Source organism: Arthrobacter sp. CG_A4, assembly GCF_035985125.1.
Taxonomy (GTDB): Bacteria; Actinomycetota; Actinomycetes; order Actinomycetales; family Micrococcaceae; genus Arthrobacter.
Window position 1 is genome coordinate 1 of the sequence record NZ_JAXCID010000027.1, and the last position, 17,778, is coordinate 17,778.

Sequence of the window (17,778 nt, forward strand, 5' to 3'; positions counted from 1 at the left end):
ACTACTCAAACAGGAGCCACGCCTACTTAACCCGGTGACACGCCGATCTCCCACAGCCTTGACGCCGGACCCAGGCCGCTAACCGAACGGCATTGCACCTAACCCGAATACCCCGATGCGCTATCACTTATGGTCCTTAACCCTGCCCCAAAGGGACCACAAGTGATAGCGCATCCTTGGTCAGAGGAGGCGGCGTTCGGCGGCCCAGCGGGTGATTTCGTGCCGGCTGGAGAGCTGGAGTTTGCGCAGCACCGCCGAGACGTGGGTTTCGACCGTCTTGATCGAAATGAACAGCTCTTTCGCGACCTCCTTGTAGCTGTAGCCGCGGGCAATAAGCCGCATCACCTCGAGCTCACGGGCGGAGAGCCGGTCCAGTTCGTCGTCGGCGATGTCGGCGGGCGCGGTGCCGAACGCGTCCAGCACAAAGCCCGCCAGCCGGGGTGAAAAGACGGCGTCTCCGCCGGCCACGCGGCGCACTGCGCTGGAAATTTCCGCGCCGGAAATGGTCTTGGTGACATAGCCGCGGGCACCGGCCCGGATCACGGATACAACATCTTCGGCGGCGTCGGAGACGCTGAGGGCAAGGAACCGGGTGCTGCCCAGCAGCGGCACCGAACCGGCCAGCACCTCGCGCCCGCCGCCGCCGAGCCCGCCGGGCAGGTGCACGTCCAGCAGGACGACGTCGGGGCGCACGGCGGCGATGACCGCGATGGCCTCTTCGACCGTTCCGGCCTCCCCCGCGACGACGATGCTGGGATCGAGATCGGATTTCAGGCCTGACCGGAAGATGGCGTGGTCATCCACGATCACCACCCGGATCCCGGGGACCGGGCTCCCTGCTTCTGCGTGATTCACACTCTTGCCTCTCCGTTGTCGGCGCCGGCCGTGTTGGCGGCAGCGGTGGTATGGTCCGCGGCCAGCGGCAGCCGCAGGCGCACCTCCGTGCCGTCCGGGCCGCTGGTGATGGCCGCGGTTCCGCCGTGCCGGCTCATCCGGCCGATAATCGATTCGCGGACGCCGAACCGGTCCGGGGGGACGGTGTCTGGATCGAAGCCGGGGCCGCGGTCCTTGACGAATACCTCGGCGGCGTCGTCGGTGACTTCCAGGTACACGGACACCGCGCCTCCGCCGTGTCGGGCTGCATTCAGCATGGCCTCGCGGGCGGCCTGGACCAAGGTCTCGCCGCGGTCGGTCATGGCGCCGTCGCCCACGCTCACCACCTCGACAGCGTGGCCGAGCGAGTCCTCGACTTCCGCGGCCGCGGCCCTGATGCGTTCGGAGAGCTGGCCCGCGTCCTTGCCCGGGTCCCGGTACAGCCAGCCCCTCAGCTCGCGTTCCTGCGCGCGGGCCAGACGGACGACGTCGTGCTCGTTGCCGGCACGCCGCTGGATCAGGGCCAGGGTCTGGAGAACCGAGTCGTGCAGGTGGGCGGCAATCTCGGCCCGTTCGGTGGCGCGGACGCGGCCGGCGCGCTCGGTCTCCAGATCACGCCAGAACTTCAGCCCCCATGGGAGCAGCACCAGGGCCACGCCTCCCAGCACCGCCACGGAGGACAACAAGGCCAGCCAGGTCTGCTCCCAGGACCCCGAACCCGACACCATCACGAGCACGCCGGCCACCACCAGCGCCAGCCCTGCCGCCAGCCGGGCCCAGCCGCCGGCCTGATCGGCCTTGGTCTTGTCCACAAGCCCCGCCCGCCGGGTTTCGTCCAGTTGCATCCAGGCGATGGCGGCGCCGCCGAGGATCGCCGCCGCCGGGATGAGGGTGCCCAGTGGGATGTCGAATCCCAGCAACCGGGCGATCAGGATCCCGGCGGCCAGGAGCAGACCCGCGCCGAGCAGGATCTCCTTGCCGTACCTCACGCCGCTGACCCGGCTCCGCCAGGACTCCGTAGTGGCCGCCAGCTCCGGTGCGGCAGGCTGCTCCGGTGCAACCGGGCCTGGCCGGCCCGGGGCCCGCGGAGCTGGGGCCGGCGGCTGGGCCGCCGGGGTGGAGGGGGCTGGAAAGCCCGAATATGGTGCGCTCACTGCAGGGGCGATGGGCGACGCCGGCCGGCGGGCGTCGCGCTTGGCGCTTTCATCGGCGGTGGGGACCATAATCCAGAACCAGGCGTAAAGCACGACGCCGGCGCCGCCGGCGAGTGCAGCGACCACCATGGCGATCCGGACCATCCGGACCGGCCAGCCCAGATGATTGGCGAGGCCGGCGCAGACGCCGGCAATCACACGGTCGCCGCCGCGGACCAGCGGCGGGCGGGGTACGGCGGTTGTCATGGATCAATCCAAGCACGGATCAGGGTTCCCCGAACCGGTCTACGGCCCTAACCGGGGGCGACTCAGGGACAGGTCAGGGTAGTCCCCAGTAGAACGGAACCGCCACTGACGGCAGGATCGAAGTATGAATCCGCACACTCCGCACCCCGATGAAAGCAACGACCCCTCCGGCAGCCCGGCAGGACAGCCGGGTGGACAGACCGGTGGGCAATCCTTCGGCGAGCCGGCCGGACAGCAAGCTGGGCAGCCCAGCGACTCCGCTGGCGGCCCCTCACCCGAGGATCTGCCGCTGCACCGCGAGGCCCCGCCGCTCTACCCGCCCGGCGAGCCGGACGGACCCGGGGCTCCTCTGCCGCCGCCTTACTACGGACCCGCCCCTCCGCCTGCCGGGGCGCAGCCGCAGAACTTCTTCGACTGGCTCCGCAGCCACGGCATCTACCGCGGACGCGGGCGCTGGATCGGCGGCGTCGCGAGCGGCATCGCCCAGCGGCTCGGCGTCGATCCCCTGATTGTCCGCGGCATCCTGATTGTTCTGACGATCTTCGCGGGCGTCGGCGTACTCCTTTACGGCGTCGCCTGGGCGCTGCTGCCCGAACCCGACGGACGCATCCACGTCCAGGAAGCGGCCGCCGGCCGGTGGACCTCAGGAATGACCGGCGCCCTGATCACCACGATCATCGGTCTTCCCACCCTGGGCAGCGGCGTCTGGGGCTGGGACCGCTACGGCTTCGGCGGCTTCGTCTGGACCGTGTTCTGGGTAGGCGGCGCCATCTACCTCGCCTACTACCTGACCCAACGCAAGAAGACCCGGAACGGAACAGCCGCCATGTCCACCCCGGCGAGCCATGGCCAGACCAGCAGCACGCTGCCGGCTTATGGCGCGTCCGGGTATGACTATTCCACCGTGCCCGGCCCGGCGTGGGGCGCACCCCTGCCGTCCGGACCAATGCTCCCGCCAGGCGGCGCCTACCGTCCCGTCCCCGGCGGGGGTCCGGTACCGCCGGGTCCGGTGCCGCCGGCCAAAGCCCGCAACCTTGGCCCCGGCGCGCCCGCCGTGGCAGTCACGGCCGGACTCGCGCTTCTGGTGGGCGGCGGCATCAAGGCGCTCGACGCCGCCGGCGTAGCCAACCTCGGCGATTCAAGTAACGCCGTGGTCTGGGCGGGCGGGGCGGCCGTCCTGGGACTCGGGATTCTCGTCGCCGGGCTCAGGGGACGCACCTCGGGCATCCTCGGATTCTTCGCCGCGGTGGCCCTGATCATCGGAGGAATCTTCAATGTGGTCCCGAACGGCGACAGGTTCCGCTTCCAGAACGCTGACTGGTCTCCGGCCAGCATTGAGCAGGCCCGGGACGGGTTCGAGCTCACCGGCGGCACCGGGACGGCGGATCTGCGGACGTTGGCTCTCAACCCGCCGCTGGGCACCGACGTCGTGGTCCCCATCGACGCGACCGCCAGCAATCTCACGGTGCTCATCCCGGACACCGTTCCCGTACAGATCCAGGCGGACATGACAATGGGCAACCTCAACGAGGGCGGCCGGAGCCAGGGCGGGATGACGACCCGGCAAAGCGACTACAACACAGGCATGCCGGGGGCCAGGCTGATCCTCAAGATCTCCGGCACCGCCAGCAACGTGACCATCCAGGAAGGGAACTGACATGAGCAGCTTTGACGAAAAGAACACCAATGGCGCCGGCGAATCGACGGTCAGCGTGCCGGCCGCTCCCCTGCAGCCCGGGGACCCGGAACCGCGGGAGGACTCCCCGGCCCGCGTGGGAACCGTCGTCTGGGGGCTGATCGTGCTGGCCCTCGCCGCACTGATCATCATCTCCCGGCTCGGCCTGATCGCCTTGAACGGAACCTATGTGCTGATCGGCCTGATGATCGGCGCCGGGGCAGCACTCGTGATCGGCGGGCTCCTCTCGGCCCGCGGACGTGACAAAGAGTCGTCAACAAGGAAGTCTTGAACCATGGATAAATTCTTCAGCACCGTCAGGGGCCTCGGCCTGAAACGTGGTCCGCAACGCTGGTTGGGTGGTGTCTGCGGCGGCATCGCCGCCCGGCTGAACGTCGATGTGGCGTTCGTCCGGATCGCCTTCCTGCTCCTCTCCCTGCTCCCCGGACCCGCGTTTGTGGCCTACCTCGCGGCCTGGCTGCTCCTCCCGGACCAGCGGAACGCCATAGCCCTCCAGTCCTTCCTGGACAAGCGCTCCCCCCGGCTCTAAGGCCCGTCCGCGAAGCGCACCCGACGGGCCCGGCCCATCAGCAAAAACCAGGCGCCCCCGCCGCTCGGGCGGGGGCACCTGGTGCTGTAACCTTTTGTGTCCTTCCCCACATCCCCCATTAGACTCTTGGTGAGCTCAGAGTAGCGCTCTGCCTGTACCCCTTCGAACCAGGATTTGAGCCGAGTCATGAAAATTGGAATTCTCACCAGCGGCGGAGACTGCCCCGGGCTGAACGCCGTCATCCGCGGCTCCGTCCTCAAGGGCATCGCCGTCCACGGCCACGAATTCGTCGGGTTCCTGGACGGCTGGCGCGGCGTCGTCGAGGGCGACATCGTCGGGATCCCCCGCGCCATGGTCCGCGGCATCGCCAAGCAGGGCGGCACCATCCTCGGCACCTCCCGCACCAACCCGTTCGAAAACAACGGCGGCCCGGAGGTCATCAAGGCCAATATGGACCGGCTCGGCATCGACGCCATCATCGCGATCGGCGGCGAGGGCACCCTCGCCGCGGCCAAGCGCCTCACCGACGCCGGCCTCAGGATCGTCGGCGTCCCCAAGACGGTCGACAACGACCTCGACGCCACCGACTACACATTCGGATTCGACACCGCCGTGGAGATCGCCACCGAGGCAATCGACCGCCTGCGCACCACGGGAGAGTCCCACCACCGCTGCATGATCGCCGAGGTTATGGGCCGGCACGTGGGCTGGATCGCGCTGCACGCGGGCATGGCCTCCGGCGCGCACGCCATCCTGATTCCCGAGCAGAAAGCCTCGATGGACCAGATCGCGGAGTGGGTCCTCTCGGCCCGCGACCGGGGCCGCGCTCCCCTCGTCGTCGTGGCGGAAGGCTTCGTCCCCGACGGCAAGGAAACGCCGCACTCCGAACGCGGCCTGGACACCTTCGGCCGGCCCCGGCTTGGCGGCATCAGCGAACGGCTCGCCCCCGAGCTGGAGGCCATGACAGGCATCGAGACCCGCGCCACCGTCCTCGGCCACATCCAGCGCGGCGGGGTTCCGACGGCTTTCGACCGGGTGCTGGCCACCCGCCTCGGCATGGCCGCCATCGACTCCGTGGTCGAAGGGCGCTGGGGCACCATGGTGTCCCTCAACGGCACGGACATCGTCCATGTGGGGTTCGAGGCGGCCCTGGGCAACCTGAAGACCGTCCCGCAGCACCGCTACGACGAGGCCGCCGTCCTCTTCGGCTGAGCCGACGTCGAGTGCCCGGGCGCCCGGCCCGAGGGCCCAGCCGCCGCCGTCGGGTGCCCTGCAGGCGGGCGTGGGTAGGGTTGAGTCATGACTCTTGAGCCAGGTTCCGCCGACATCGTCCAGCTCGCGTGGGCCCGCCGCCTGGGGTTCGACGACGGCGCGTTTGCCGCCGCCGCGGGCGAACGCCTCACGCGGGCCGACGACGCGGCCCGTGCCGTCCAGTTTGTCCGCCTGTTCGGCAACTCCGCCCTGACGGGTCCGCAGTGGGCACTCGATGCCGCCGCCGGGCTGGCCGACGAGGAGCTCGCGCAGCATGTCACGCTGTTGACCATCACCCGCAGCCATGGCGGGCACGGGCTTGGCGGCGCCGCACTGTTCTTCGCTGACGATCTGCCCTTGCGGCAGCCGTCGGAGGAGTTGACCGTCTCGCACGGAAACCCGGAAGCGTTCCAGCTGGAAGCTGCCTGCCCACCGGATGACGTCAACGAAGTCGGTCTCTCGGAGCTCGAGCACCGCTTCACCATCATGCATGTGGACGACGGACGCCGGGCACCCGTCGCGTGCGCCGCCTACACCGAGTGGGAAGGCATCCTGGCGCACATGGGCGTGCTGGTCGCACCCGAGTGGCGGCGCCGCGGGGTCGGATCGCTGGCTGCCTCCATCGCGGCCCACGAAGCCCTCGCCTCCGGCCTGACCCTGCAGTGGCGTGCCGAAGTCAGCAACAAGGGCTCATTGGCCATCGCCCGGAGCCTCGGATTTACCGCCGGCGGCATCCAGACCAGCGTTCTGCTGGGCTAAACCGGCAGCCCCAGGGCGGGAGGCCGGGATCAGCTCGGGTAGACCCCGGTTTTCGCCCCGGCGCCCCCGGCGCCCCCGGTGGCGGCCGACGCCGCCGGCACCGGACCCGGAGCGCCCCAGCCCTGCACCGGCTGCGGCTTGGCGAAGAACAAGGCTACCGCGGCGCCCAGCAGGATAACCGCGGCGGGCAGCAGGATGGACTGGCCCATCGCCGTCGAGAAGCCCGCACGCAACGGCTCGGGCAGGGTGCCGCCGAACAGCATTGGACCGGCCCCTCCGGATCCCCCCGGAACCGCGGGGAGCTCCGCCGCGAGCCGGGCCTGGATCAGCACGGCGATCGCGGCGCTGCCGAGGACCGCCCCGATTTGCCGGGTGGTGTTGTAGACCCCGGCACCGGCGCCGGCCTGCCGGGGCTGCAGGTTCCGGGTGGCGGTTGTGCTCAGCGGCGCCCAGATACCGGCGTTGGCGAATCCCAGGACCGCACTCGGCAGCAGGAACAACCAGATTTGTGTGTCCGGGTGCATGAGGGCGGCATTCCAGAAAAGCGCCACTGACATGAGGACCAGACCGGTGGCGGTGATGAACTTCGGGTTGACCCGGTCGATGATCTTGCCCACCACGGGGGCGAGTCCTCCCGAGATCACCGCCATGGGCACCATCATGAGCGCGGATTGGGTAGGCGTCAGGCCGCGGACGATCTGGTAGTAGAAGATCAGCGGCAGGCTGAAGGCCGTCACCGTGAAGCCGACCGTGGTGATGCCGATGTTGGCGAGCGAGAAGTTGCGGTCCTTGAACAGGGACAGCGGCAGCAGGGGTTCGCCCTTATTGAACCGCTGCCACACCACAAAGATGGTAAGCACGGCAATCCCGGCGATGATAAGTCCCCAGACGGTGATGGGGCCGGTGATGGTGCCCCAGTTATAGGTCTCGCCTTCCTGGATGCCGAACACCAGCAGGAAGAGCCCGACGGCGCTGAGCAGCACGCCGGGGATGTCGAACTTGTGCGGGTGGGTACTGAGCGCGGGCACGTAACGCAGGGCCAGAATAAACCCGGCGATTCCCACCGGGACGTTGATGAAGAAGATCCATTCCCAGCCGAGTGTGTCGACGAGGACGCCGCCGAGGATCGGCCCGACGAGGGTGGCAACGCCGGCGGTGGCGCCCCAGATGCCCATGGCGGCGCCGCGCCGGTCCGGCGCGAAGATCCGGGTGATGACGGCCATGGTCTGGGGCGTCATCATGGCCGCGCCAAAGCCCTGGAGCACCCGGGCCGCAATAAGGGTCTGGACGTCGCCGGACAGCCCGCACCAAAGCGAGGCCAGGGTGAAGACCACGAGCCCCGACAGGTAAAGCCTCTTCGGGCCGAAGCGGTCTCCCAGCCGGCCGGTGATCAGCAACGGGACCGCGTAGGCCAGCAGATAGGCGCTGGTCACCCAGATCACCGAGTTGATGTCCGTGTCCAGGCCCTCCATGATCCTGGGGTTGGCCACCGAGACGATGGTGGTGTCGACCAGGATCATAAAGAATCCGATCACCAGGGACCAGAGTGCCGGCCACGGCCTTGCTACGTTTTCCATCCGGTTCCTTCGGGTACGCGTCTTGCCGTGGTTGTGGAGGTAAGAGTCAGCCGAGCAGGGCGAGGATATCCTTGCGCTCGAACATCCGGGCCGACGCCCGCGCGGAGGGGGTCCCGGCGTCGGGGTCGGCACCCGCCGCCACGAGCGCCTGCACCACCTCCGGATAGCCTTTGAAAACGGCGCCGGCGAGCGGTGTCTGGCCGCGGTCGTTGGCGGAATTGGCGTCACCGCCGTGCTGCAGGATCAGCCGGACCGTGCCGGCGTGGCCATGGTAGGCAGCGAGCATAAGCAGGGTGTCCCCGGCGTCGTTGGTCAGTGTGGCCGGCACGCCCGCGGCGAGGTAGCCGCCGAGGAGTTCGGAGTTCCCCTCCCGCGCCGCGTCGAAGAGCCGATGGGCCAGCGCCAGCGTCTCGTCATCCGGCGCTGTGCCCGGCGCTGTGCCGGGCGCTGTGCCGGGCGCTGCGACGTCGCCGGTCATCGCGGTCCCCGCAGGAACCCGGTCTGGCGCCCCACGACCTGGCCGGCGTCGGGGGCCACAATCACTTCCTGCGCTGCGGTGTACGGCTCCTCGCCGTCGAGCACGGTCAGGACTTGGTCCGGGGCGACGGACCGCTTGACGACGGCCAGGGCCACCGGGCCCATCTCGTAGTGCTGCGCCACGGAGGTCACGGCGCCCACCAGGCGGCCCCCGACGCGGACCTCGCTGCCGACGGCGGGCATCGTGTGCTGGGAGCCGTCGAGCTGGAGGAACACCAGCCGGCGCGGCGGGTGGCCCAGGTTATGGACGCGCGCCACGGTTTCCTGACCCTTGTAGCAGCCCTTGTTCAGGTGCACGGCCGTGCGGAGCAGGTCAAGTTCGTGCGGGATGGTCTTGTCGTCCGTCTCTGCGCCCCAGCGGGGCCGCCATGCAGCGATCCGCAGCGCCTCGGCAGCCCAGACGCCGGCCAGCGGCCGGTCGCCCACCGTGGCTTCGAGGTCTGCCGCCGGAACGAGGTATTCGAACCAGGGCCGTTCGATCCCCGGGTGGGACTCCTCGGCTACGACGGCGTAGGAGTAGCCGCCGGCGCCGACGTGCGGCCAGGGATCTTCCCAGACCTGCAGCGCGGACCATTCCGGAGTCCGCCGGGTGGAGCCGAGTACCGCCCAGTCATCCGTCACGTCACTGATTTCGACCCGGAGCATGAACTTCATCTTGTTCAGCCACTCGGCCAGCGGGGCGGCTTCGGCGGCCTCGACGATCAGCCAGGTGGTCCCGCCGTCGTCCACCACACCGGCGTCGAACTCGATCCGGCCCTGCACGCTCAGCAGGAGCAGCTCGGTGGACCGGCCCGGGACCAGATCGGTGAGCTGCTGGGAGGACAGGGTGTTGAGCCAGCTCAGCCGGTCCGGCCCGCTCACGGTAACCACACCGCGGTGGGACAGATCGACGACGGCGGTGCCGGCGGCCAGCGCCCGCTGCTCACGGAGCGGCTCGCCGTAGTGGGAGGCGACGCCGGCGTCAGCGCCGCCGGCGTCGACGGCGCCCGGGCGCAACAGCAGGGGGCTCTTGATACTCATATTGATGGGAACATCCTTTGGTCAGGCTGTATTCCGGTTTCGACGGGCACGGGCACCGCGGCGTTGTCCACCGGCGGCGTCAGCGAAATTCCGGATTTTCGAAGTCGAACCGGGTGCCGGCGTCCCAGGCCTCAGGCAGGTTGCCGTACGCGGGGATGCCGCCGGCGTCCTTGAGGATCCGGGCCAGGTGCAGCAGGTTCCAGGTCATGAAGGTGGTGTTGCGGTTGGTGAAATCGCTCTCCGGGCCGCCGGAGCCTTCGTCGAGGTAGCTGGGACCGGGACCGACGGCGCCGATCCAGCCGGCGTCGGCCTGCGGCGGGATGGTGAAGCCGACGTGCTGGAGGCTGTAGAGGACGTTCATGGCGCAGTGTTTGATGCCGTCCTCATTGCCGGTGACCAGGCAGCCGCCCACCTTCGGGTAGAACGCCCACTGGTCCTTGGCGTTGAGCTGGCCCGAATGCGCGTAAAGCCGTTCAACCAGCTTTTTGGTCTCGGAGGAATTGTCGCCCAGCCAGATGGGTCCGGCAATAATGACGATGTCGGCTGCCAGGACGGCGGGGTACAGGCTTGGCCATTCGTCAGTTTCCCAGCCGTGCTCGCGCATGTCCGGGTAGACGCCGCTGGCGATGTCGTGGTCCACCGTCCGGATGACGCGGGTGCCAACGCCCTGTTTCTCCATGATCCGGCGGCTGACGTCGATCAGCCCCTCGGTGTTCGAGGTCTCGGGCGACTTTTTGAGGGTGCCGTTGAAGAACACGGCTTTGAGGTCGCTGTAATCGGCTGGTTTGACAGCCTCAGTCGGTGTGGCATTCACAGTAGTGCTCCTTACGGTCGCTGCGGACAACGGACAACCATTGAGACTTCGACCCTGGCGGCGGGACGCTGCCGGCCGTGTCAGCTGACTCTGCTGAGCATGGCGGAGGCGTGGGCCTCCAGGCCGCCGCCCGGCGTCGTACTCTTACCGGCTGCAACGTCCCAGCGCCACAGCAGCTGCCCGTTCACGAGCCCGAAGATCCGGGTGGCCGCCGCGTACTCCTTGGAGTGGCTGCCGCGCATCACCATATCGGTGCTGAGCTGGATCTGCGGACCCTTGATCTGGCCGTAGTACAGCTCGGAGATTCCGCCGGGATGGGAAATTGAAACGGCGATGTCGAAACCGCCGTCGTTGTTGCGCAGGGCCTCCACCTCGTCGGCGCTCTTGAGCACAGGAACGATGTCGGCCGGCACCAGGCCGGGTCCGCCGTCCTCTTCGCGCTGCGTGCGTTCCAGGGCCCAGAACCCGGTCTCGACCGTCAGCGGCCGAAGCCTGGTCCCCTGGTCATCTGTCAGCCAGCTCTCGGCCCGGTACTGCAGGTACGGCAGACCGTTGTGGGTGAAGGAGACTCGCTGCACGAAGTGCTCGGAATCCTCTTCCCCGGCGCCCAGCCGGCCGCCGCCCTCCCACTCACCAATGAGCCAGGACAGCGGGACGATTTCTGGGGTCAGATCTGTGGGTATTTCAATCGGCACAGCAGCTACCTCTGGAAACGACGGGCGGAAAGTGTGGGGTCTTTACTTCTGGCCCTTGAAAAGGCGGTACACCACAAAGCCGGCGAACCAGGCCATGGAGAGGCTGGCGATGCCAAGCAGAACAAGGAAGAAGATTTCAAAGGCAAGTACGGACATGATGCCATCCTAACGCTTAGTAGATGAGGAGTTTGTCTATGAAGTAAGCCAAAGAACCGACGGCGGAGACCGGCCCCAGGCCCATGCCCAAAGCCGCCGCAAGGTTGAGCGATTCGCCGCGGAGGATCACCAGGCGGCGGAAGCTCACCAGCACGGCCCCCACCACAACGCCGACCAGCGCAGCCGGCAGGACGGCGATGTCGGAGAACACGAGCCCGGCGAGAGGCCCGGCCAGCCCGGCGCCGACGATCCCCAGCGGCGCCACTATCCGGTCCGGCCAGCGGATCAGGCCGGCCATCAGCGCGATCGCGGAGCTGATGGCGGCGACCAGCAGCATTTCCCGCACCCCGTTGAAGCGGGAGCAGGCGATCCAGCCCGCACCCAGGCAGGACAGCATCACTCCGGCGCTGGAGCCGAGCGTCGATTCGAGGCGCTGGGCCTGGCCGGTGCCGCGGATCAGCTGCATCACAAAGACCGCCATGACGCCGGCGGCCATAAAGCCCGGTGTCCAGTCCAGGAAGCCCGGGGCGGGAAGGTAGGTGGCGGCGACGGCGGAGCCGATGCCAGGCAGCGCGATCAGGGCGGCCAGCGTCTTCTTGGCCGGGATGCCGAGGAAGTGCGGCCAGCCGATGCCGACGCCGGCGGCCGTGAGCACTGCGACGGCCAGCAGAGCCTCAGGCGAGGAATAGGCGGCGCCGACAGTGGCCGCGAGCCCGGCCAGGCCGATGATTCCTATGCTCCACGACTTCACTGTGTACCCGCCATCAATCCGTACCTTCGCTCACTGCGGACCCCAATTCGACCTGATCAACCTCGGAGGGCTGCGGGCCCTGACGGATCAATCCTGCCCTATGTGACCGTTTTATGTCGCAAAAGATCCGGCTCCAGGTGACGGGACCGTGTCCGGAAAGGGGCCTTTGGGTATACTCGGCATCAGCTACAGACGCCCAAAGATGCGCGGACACCCCTTGGAGGAACCATGTCGCACATCCTGCTCCTGACGAACAGCACCGGCTCATCGGTGGATGTTCTGCCTGCTCTGGAACTGCTGAACCACCGGGTACACATTCTTCCGGCCGAGCCTACGGCTCTGCTGGACACCGATCCCTGCGACATTGTCCTGCTGGACGCCCGCAAGGACCTGGTTGGAGCCCGCTCCCTCACCCAGCTGCTCAAGGCCACCGGCCTGAGCGCCCCGCTCATGCTCATTCTCACCGAGGGCGGCATGGCGGCAGTCTCCTCGGCCTGGGCCGTCGATGACATCCTGCTCGAATCCGCAGGACCGGCCGAAGTCGAAGCCCGCATCCGGCTGGGGATGGCGCGCGCCGTCCCGGACAAGGACGATGCCCCGACGGAGATCCGGGCCGCCGGCGTCGTCATCGATGAGGCAAGCTACACGGCCCGCGTCAACGGCGCGGCACTGAACCTGACGTTCAAGGAATTTGAACTTCTAAAGTACCTCGCCCAGCACCCCGGACGCGTCTTCACCCGCCAGCAGCTGCTCACCGAAGTGTGGGGCTACGACTACTACGGCGGCACCCGAACCGTGGATGTCCACGTCCGGCGCCTGCGCGCGAAGCTCGGCGCGGATCATGAGAACCTGATCAGCACCGTGCGGAACGTCGGCTACCGCCTGACCCTGGTCCGCCACCCCGAGGGAGAGCTGGCCGAGGCCTAGGGCGTGTGTCTCAACGTGAGGTGCGCGTGTGGCCTCCCCGGCGATCCGCGTGCTCGCCATCGGAAGATGAGACAGGTTCAGCCCGGCCCACTACTGAGCCGGCACGCCGTCGAATGCGGAACCACCCGGCTCAAACGCCACGGACACAGCGAAAGCCCCGGACGATGGGTCCGGGGCTTTCGCCGTGTTCACTGCTGTATTTCTTTGGTGGAGGACATACGGGTCGAACGTATCGAGGCCACCCCAGTGGTGGATCCCCCTCGCCTCCGGCTCGGCAAGTCACTCGCAGGCCGGATGAGATAACGACTATACGTAACAGTTCCGGAAACAACAAAAGCGGCCCCGCCGCGGCGCCAGCGTATAGCCTTGCACCATGAGTCCTGCGCATCCGGAAAACTGGCCCGTACTCGCTGCCGTGGGAGCTGTGGATGAACAGCTGTGGAGGGACGTCTTGGCCCTCGTGACCGCCGCCGAGGAGTCCGACGGCAACCCGCCGCTGTCCGAGCAGACCCTGGTGACGCTCCGGGCGTCCGACGCCGGCGAACACACCGTGCTGACCCTCGCCCTCTACTCGCCCGATGACAAGTCCGACCCCGCCACAGCGCAGGATCTGGCGGGCGTCGCCGTCGTCGTCGGGGAACCGGACGGCACCGGGGTGCTGGAAATCGCCGTGCATCCCAGCTACCGCAACCAGGGTGCGGCGGACCGGCTTGTCGCAGAACTCCGGGACACCCGCGGTCTCGCCGGGCTTAGCGCCTGGTCCCATGGCAACCACGAGGCCGCCGCGGACCTGGCGGCCCGCTACGGCTACGGACCGGTCCGTGAACTGTGGAAGATGCGGCTCACCACCGCGGCGGCCGCCCCGTCCGACGTCGACCTGCCCGACGCCGCCCTCCCGGACGCTGCCCTGCCCGACGGCGTCAGCTTGCGCGCCTTCGTCCCGGGCCAGGACGAGGACGCCTGGCTCGCGGCGAACAGGGCGGCGTTCGCGCACCACCCGGAACAGGGCTCTATGACGCGCGCCGACCTCGACGCCAGGATGGCCGAGCCATGGTTTGATCCCGCCGGCTTCCTGCTGGCCGTGGACGCCTCGGGCCGGCTGCTCGGCTTCCACTGGACCAAGGTGCACCCCCGGCACGGCGGGCACCCGGCCATCGGCGAGGTCTACGTGGTGGGCGTTGCCCCGGAAGCGCAGGGAACCGGCCTGGGCAAGGCGCTCACCGTCGCCGGCATCAGGTACCTCCAGGACCTGGGCCTGCACGCGGTCATGCTGTACGTCGACGCGGACAACGTTCCGGCCGTGTCGCTGTACCGGAGGCTCGGCTTCGCCCGCTGGGATGTCGACGTTATGTACGCACCCCTGGAGCAGCGCTAATAAAGGCGCCGGACTTCAGCTCCGCACCGGCCGGAACCCGGACTCTGCGGAACGTGACCGGACGGCGAATGCTTGTATGGTTGAAACTAAATCGCGCCAGCATTAGGAGAGACCATGCAACCGGACGCCGCCCGGACCGCCACGTCTGACCCCGCAACCTCGGAGAAGAGAGCACTTCCGGTGCGTGCCCGTTTCGGCTCCTCCGAAGTGCCGGCCTCACGCGCCACCCAGGACCGGATCGACATCCCCGAGTTCGCCCCCAACCTGGAACCGGAGGGTGACATCAGCCCGGACCGCTTCCTGGACCGGGAGCTGAGCTGGCTCGCCTTCAACTCCCGCGTCCTGGAACTGGCCGAAGACCCGGATCTGCATCTGCTGGAGCGTGTCAGCTTCCTGTCCATCTTCGCGTCGAACCTGGACGAGTTCTTTATGGTCCGGGTGGCGGGGCTCAAACGCCGGATCGCGACCGGCCTCGCTGTGCCCTCCCCCGCCGGGCTGAGCCCCGTTCAGGTGCTGGAGCAGATCGGCGAGGAGGCCCGCCGGCTGCAGCAGCGGCACGCACAGGTCTACGCCGATCAGCTCCGGCCCGCGCTGGCCTACGAGCACATCCACCTCATGCACTGGGATGAGCTCGATTCCCAGGCCAAAGACCAGCTCAGCGCCATGTTCGCGGAGAAGGTCTTCCCCATCCTGACGCCGCTGGCCGTGGACCCCGCGCACCCCTTCCCCTACATCTCCGGGCTGTCCCTGAACCTGGCTGTGGTGGTCCGCAACCCGGTCAGCGACAAAGAGCTCTTCGCCCGCCTGAAGGTCCCGGACCAGCTCCCGCGCCTGATTTCCATCGACGGTCCCCGCGCCGGCTCCATTCCGGGACGGGTGGCCCGCTTCATCGCCCTCGAGGAAGTCATCGCGGTCCACCTGGACCAGCTGTTTGCCGGCATGGAAGTGCTGGAGCACCACACCTTCCGGGTGACCCGCAACGAAGATGTCGAGGTGGAAGAGGACGACGCCGAGAACCTGCTGCAGGCGCTGGAAAAGGAACTGCTGCGCCGCCGTTTCGGCCCTCCGGTCCGGCTCGAGGTCACCAATGACATCAATCCGAACATCCGGGCGCTGCTGATCCGCGAGCTCGGCGTCGAGGAATCCGAGGTCTACTCCGTCCCGGCGCCGCTGGACCTGCGCGGTCTCTCGGTCATCGCGGGGATCGACCGGGCGGACCTGCACTACCCAAAGCACGTCCCCCACACCTCCCGCTACCTCAATGAGTCGGAGACCTCCAAACCGGCCAACGTCTTTGCGGCCATGCGCCGCCGGGACATCCTCCTGCACCACCCCTACGATTCCTTCTCCACCTCGGTCCAGGCGTTCCTCGAGCAGGCCGCCTCGGATCCGAAGGTCCAGGCGATCAAGCAGACCCTGTACCGGACCTCCGGTGACTCCCCGATCGTCGATGCCCTGATCGACGCCGCCGAGGCAGGCAAACAGGTCCTGGCCCTCGTGGAGATCAAGGCCCGCTTCGATGAGCAGGCCAACATCTCGTGGGCCCGGAAACTCGAACAGGCCGGTGTCCACGTGGTCTACGGCATCGTGGGACTGAAGACCCACTGCAAGCTCTCCCTCGTGGTGCGCCAGGAAGTGGATGGCCTGCGCCGCTACTGCCACATCGGCACCGGCAACTACCACCCGCGAACGGCCCGCTACTACGAGGACCTTGGACTGCTGACAGCGAACGAGCAAGTGGGCGAGGACCTCTCCAAGCTCTTCAACCAGCTCTCCGGCTACGCCCCGAAGTCGACTTTCAAGCGGCTGCTGGTGGCACCCCGCTCCGTGCGGTCCGGTCTCATTGACCGGATCGAAACCGAAATCCGCAACGCCAAGGCGGGCCTCGCCGCGCGGGTCCAGATCAAGGTCAACTCGATCGTGGACGAGGCACTCATCGATTCCCTCTACCGGGCGTCCCAGGCCGGCGTCCCGGTGGATATCATCGTCCGCGGCATCTGCTCCCTGCGCCCCGGAATTCCCGGCCTCAGCGAGAACATCACGGTCCGCTCGGTTCTGGGCCGCTTCCTGGAGCACTCCCGCGTCTTCGCGTTCGCCAACGGCGGGGATCCGGTGGTGTACATCGGCTCGGCCGACATGATGCACCGGAACTTGGACCGCCGCGTGGAGGCCCTGGTCCAGCTCACCAGCGGGGACGACACGACGTACGTCATGGACCTGCTGCGCCGCTACATGGATCCGGCCACGGCGAGCTGGCATTTGGACAACGGCGGGGAATGGACCCGCCACCATCTGGCGGAGGACGGCCGGAACCTGGCGGACATCCAGTCCTGGCTGCTGGCGTCGCGCTCGCGCCAACGCTCCACCGGCCTGCGGTAGTGGCTCTGGCATTGAGTAGCGATACCCCGATCGCCGACCAGACGGACCATTCCGGCGAGGAGATTGCCGTGACGGCGGCGGGCGCCCTGCCATGGCGTCTGACGTCGAACCCGGGCGACAAAGGCCAGCTCGAGGTCCTGCTGATCCACCGCCCGCGGTACGACGACTGGTCCTGGCCCAAGGGCAAGATCGACCCCGGCGAGACGGTTCCCGAATGTGCCATCCGCGAGGTGGAGGAAGAAATCGGGCTGAAGGCCACACTGGGGATCCCGCTGCCGTCAATTCAGTACCGCGTACAGGCCGGGTTGAAGGTGGTCCACTACTGGGCGGTCGACGTCGACGGCGCTTCGCTGGTGCCCGACGGCAAAGAGGTGGACAGCGTCATGTGGTGTCCGCCGGAGAAGGCCGCCCGGCTGCTGAGCAACCCGAGCGACGTCGGCCCGCTGGAGCAGCTGGCGGCGGCCCATGCCCGCGGCGAACTGGACACCTGGCCGCTGGTGATCGTACGGCATGCCAAAGCCAAGCCGCGTTCCTCGTGGACCAAGGCCGAAGGGGACCGCCCGCTGGCCGCCACCGGGATGCGGCAGGCGCAGGCGGTGGGGCGGCTCCTGCAGGTCTGGAAACCCCTGCGCCTCGTCTCGAGCCCGTGGCGCCGGTGTGTGGCCACGATCGCCCCATATGCCAAAGCATCCGGGGCCAAGGTCAAGCTCAATGACGCCCTCACCGAGAACCGGCACGGCCGGCATCCGCACAAGACGGCGGCCGCCGTCGAGGGCCTGTTCGACAAGCAGCGGGCCGTGGCGCTCTGCACCCACCGCCCGGCCCTGCCCACCGTGTTTGCCCAGCTCGGAAAGCACATGGGCGCCCGGCTGCGTGCACTGCTGCCGGACGCCGATCCGTTTCTGGCCCCCGGCGAGCTCGTGGTGTGCCATGTGGCGCGCGGCAGCAAGAACAAGGTGGTCGCGGTGGAGCGGTTCAGGCCCTTCGACGACTGACCGCCTTAACACTGGGCGGGGCTCCCGGATAGCTCAGTAGACTG

At 68.2% G+C, this 17,778-nt stretch carries 17 protein-coding genes; 9 read left to right on the plus strand and 8 right to left on the minus strand.

Going from position 1 to position 17,778, the window contains the following annotated elements:
- Positions 1-180: 180 nt before the first annotated feature.
- The gene (locus tag RCH07_RS12270; RefSeq protein ID WP_326967755.1) at positions 181-855 is read right to left on the minus strand and encodes a response regulator transcription factor; all 675 of its coding nucleotides are present in this window, start codon (positions 853-855) and stop codon (positions 181-183) included.
- Positions 852-2,273 (minus strand): ATP-binding protein, encoded by a 1,422-nt coding sequence (locus tag RCH07_RS12275; protein WP_326967756.1) that lies wholly within the window; start codon positions 2,271-2,273, stop codon positions 852-854. The genes RCH07_RS12270 and RCH07_RS12275 overlap by 4 nt, the downstream gene beginning before the upstream one ends.
- A 124-nt stretch (positions 2,274-2,397) precedes the next feature.
- Here RCH07_RS12275 and RCH07_RS12280 point away from each other — a divergent pair, with 124 nt between their 5' ends.
- From RCH07_RS12280 to RCH07_RS12300, 5 genes are all read left to right on the plus strand, one after another.
- Positions 2,398-3,930, plus strand: coding sequence for a PspC domain-containing protein (locus RCH07_RS12280; RefSeq protein ID WP_326967757.1), 1,533 nt, complete (start codon positions 2,398-2,400; stop codon positions 3,928-3,930).
- A gap of 1 nt (position 3,931) precedes the next feature.
- Positions 3,932-4,240: a hypothetical protein gene (locus RCH07_RS12285; RefSeq protein WP_326967758.1), complete on the plus strand. Its 309-nt coding sequence runs from the start codon at positions 3,932-3,934 to the stop codon at positions 4,238-4,240.
- A 3-nt stretch (positions 4,241-4,243) separates the two neighbouring features.
- Positions 4,244-4,498, plus strand: coding sequence for a PspC domain-containing protein (locus RCH07_RS12290; RefSeq protein ID WP_326967759.1), 255 nt, complete (start codon positions 4,244-4,246; stop codon positions 4,496-4,498).
- 186 nt (positions 4,499-4,684) lie between these two features.
- Positions 4,685-5,710: a 6-phosphofructokinase gene (locus RCH07_RS12295; protein ID WP_326967760.1), complete on the plus strand. Its 1,026-nt coding sequence runs from the start codon at positions 4,685-4,687 to the stop codon at positions 5,708-5,710.
- Between the two features lie 87 nt (positions 5,711-5,797).
- Positions 5,798-6,508, plus strand: coding sequence for a GNAT family N-acetyltransferase (locus tag RCH07_RS12300; protein WP_326967761.1), 711 nt, complete (start codon positions 5,798-5,800; stop codon positions 6,506-6,508).
- Between the two features lie 29 nt (positions 6,509-6,537).
- On the opposite strand, the gene RCH07_RS12305 is transcribed toward RCH07_RS12300, so the two are convergent.
- From RCH07_RS12305 to RCH07_RS12330, 6 genes are all read right to left on the minus strand, one after another.
- On the minus strand, positions 6,538-8,085 hold the full coding sequence (locus RCH07_RS12305; protein ID WP_326967762.1) for a DHA2 family efflux MFS transporter permease subunit: 1,548 nt from the start codon (positions 8,083-8,085) through the stop codon (positions 6,538-6,540).
- 46 nt (positions 8,086-8,131) lie between these two features.
- Positions 8,132-8,563 carry an ankyrin repeat domain-containing protein gene (locus RCH07_RS12310; protein WP_326967763.1) on the minus strand — a complete coding sequence of 144 codons (432 nt, stop codon included), beginning with the start codon at positions 8,561-8,563 and terminating at the stop codon, positions 8,132-8,134.
- Positions 8,560-9,642, minus strand: coding sequence for a CAF17-like 4Fe-4S cluster assembly/insertion protein YgfZ (gene ygfZ / locus RCH07_RS12315; RefSeq protein ID WP_326967764.1), 1,083 nt, complete (start codon positions 9,640-9,642; stop codon positions 8,560-8,562). The genes RCH07_RS12310 and ygfZ overlap by 4 nt, the downstream gene beginning before the upstream one ends.
- Before the next feature lie 79 nt (positions 9,643-9,721).
- Positions 9,722-10,456 (minus strand): flavodoxin family protein, encoded by a 735-nt coding sequence (locus RCH07_RS12320; RefSeq protein WP_326967765.1) that lies wholly within the window; start codon positions 10,454-10,456, stop codon positions 9,722-9,724.
- A gap of 80 nt (positions 10,457-10,536) precedes the next feature.
- Positions 10,537-11,151, minus strand: a complete 615-nt coding sequence (locus tag RCH07_RS12325; protein WP_326967766.1) for an FABP family protein — start codon at positions 11,149-11,151, stop codon at positions 10,537-10,539.
- Positions 11,152-11,323: 172 nt separating this feature from the next.
- On the minus strand, positions 11,324-12,058 hold the full coding sequence (locus RCH07_RS12330) for a permease (RefSeq protein WP_326967767.1): 735 nt from the start codon (positions 12,056-12,058) through the stop codon (positions 11,324-11,326).
- A gap of 228 nt (positions 12,059-12,286) precedes the next feature.
- On the opposite strand from RCH07_RS12330, the gene RCH07_RS12335 reads away from it, so the two are divergent.
- The 4 genes from RCH07_RS12335 to RCH07_RS12350 all read left to right on the plus strand — a co-directional run bounded on the left by RCH07_RS12335 (position 12,287) and on the right by RCH07_RS12350 (position 17,734).
- Entirely contained in the window at positions 12,287-12,985 is a 699-nt protein-coding gene (locus tag RCH07_RS12335; RefSeq protein ID WP_326967768.1) for a winged helix-turn-helix transcriptional regulator, read from the plus strand.
- A 373-nt stretch (positions 12,986-13,358) separates the two neighbouring features.
- Positions 13,359-14,360, plus strand: coding sequence for a mycothiol synthase (mshD, locus tag RCH07_RS12340; protein ID WP_326967769.1), 1,002 nt, complete (start codon positions 13,359-13,361; stop codon positions 14,358-14,360).
- Between the two features lie 114 nt (positions 14,361-14,474).
- The gene (locus RCH07_RS12345) at positions 14,475-16,739 is read left to right on the plus strand and encodes an RNA degradosome polyphosphate kinase (RefSeq protein ID WP_326967770.1); all 2,265 of its coding nucleotides are present in this window, start codon (positions 14,475-14,477) and stop codon (positions 16,737-16,739) included.
- An 11-nt stretch (positions 16,740-16,750) separates the two neighbouring features.
- Entirely contained in the window at positions 16,751-17,734 is a 984-nt protein-coding gene (locus RCH07_RS12350) for an NUDIX hydrolase (protein ID WP_326967771.1), read from the plus strand.
- Positions 17,735-17,778: the final 44 nt, after the last annotated feature.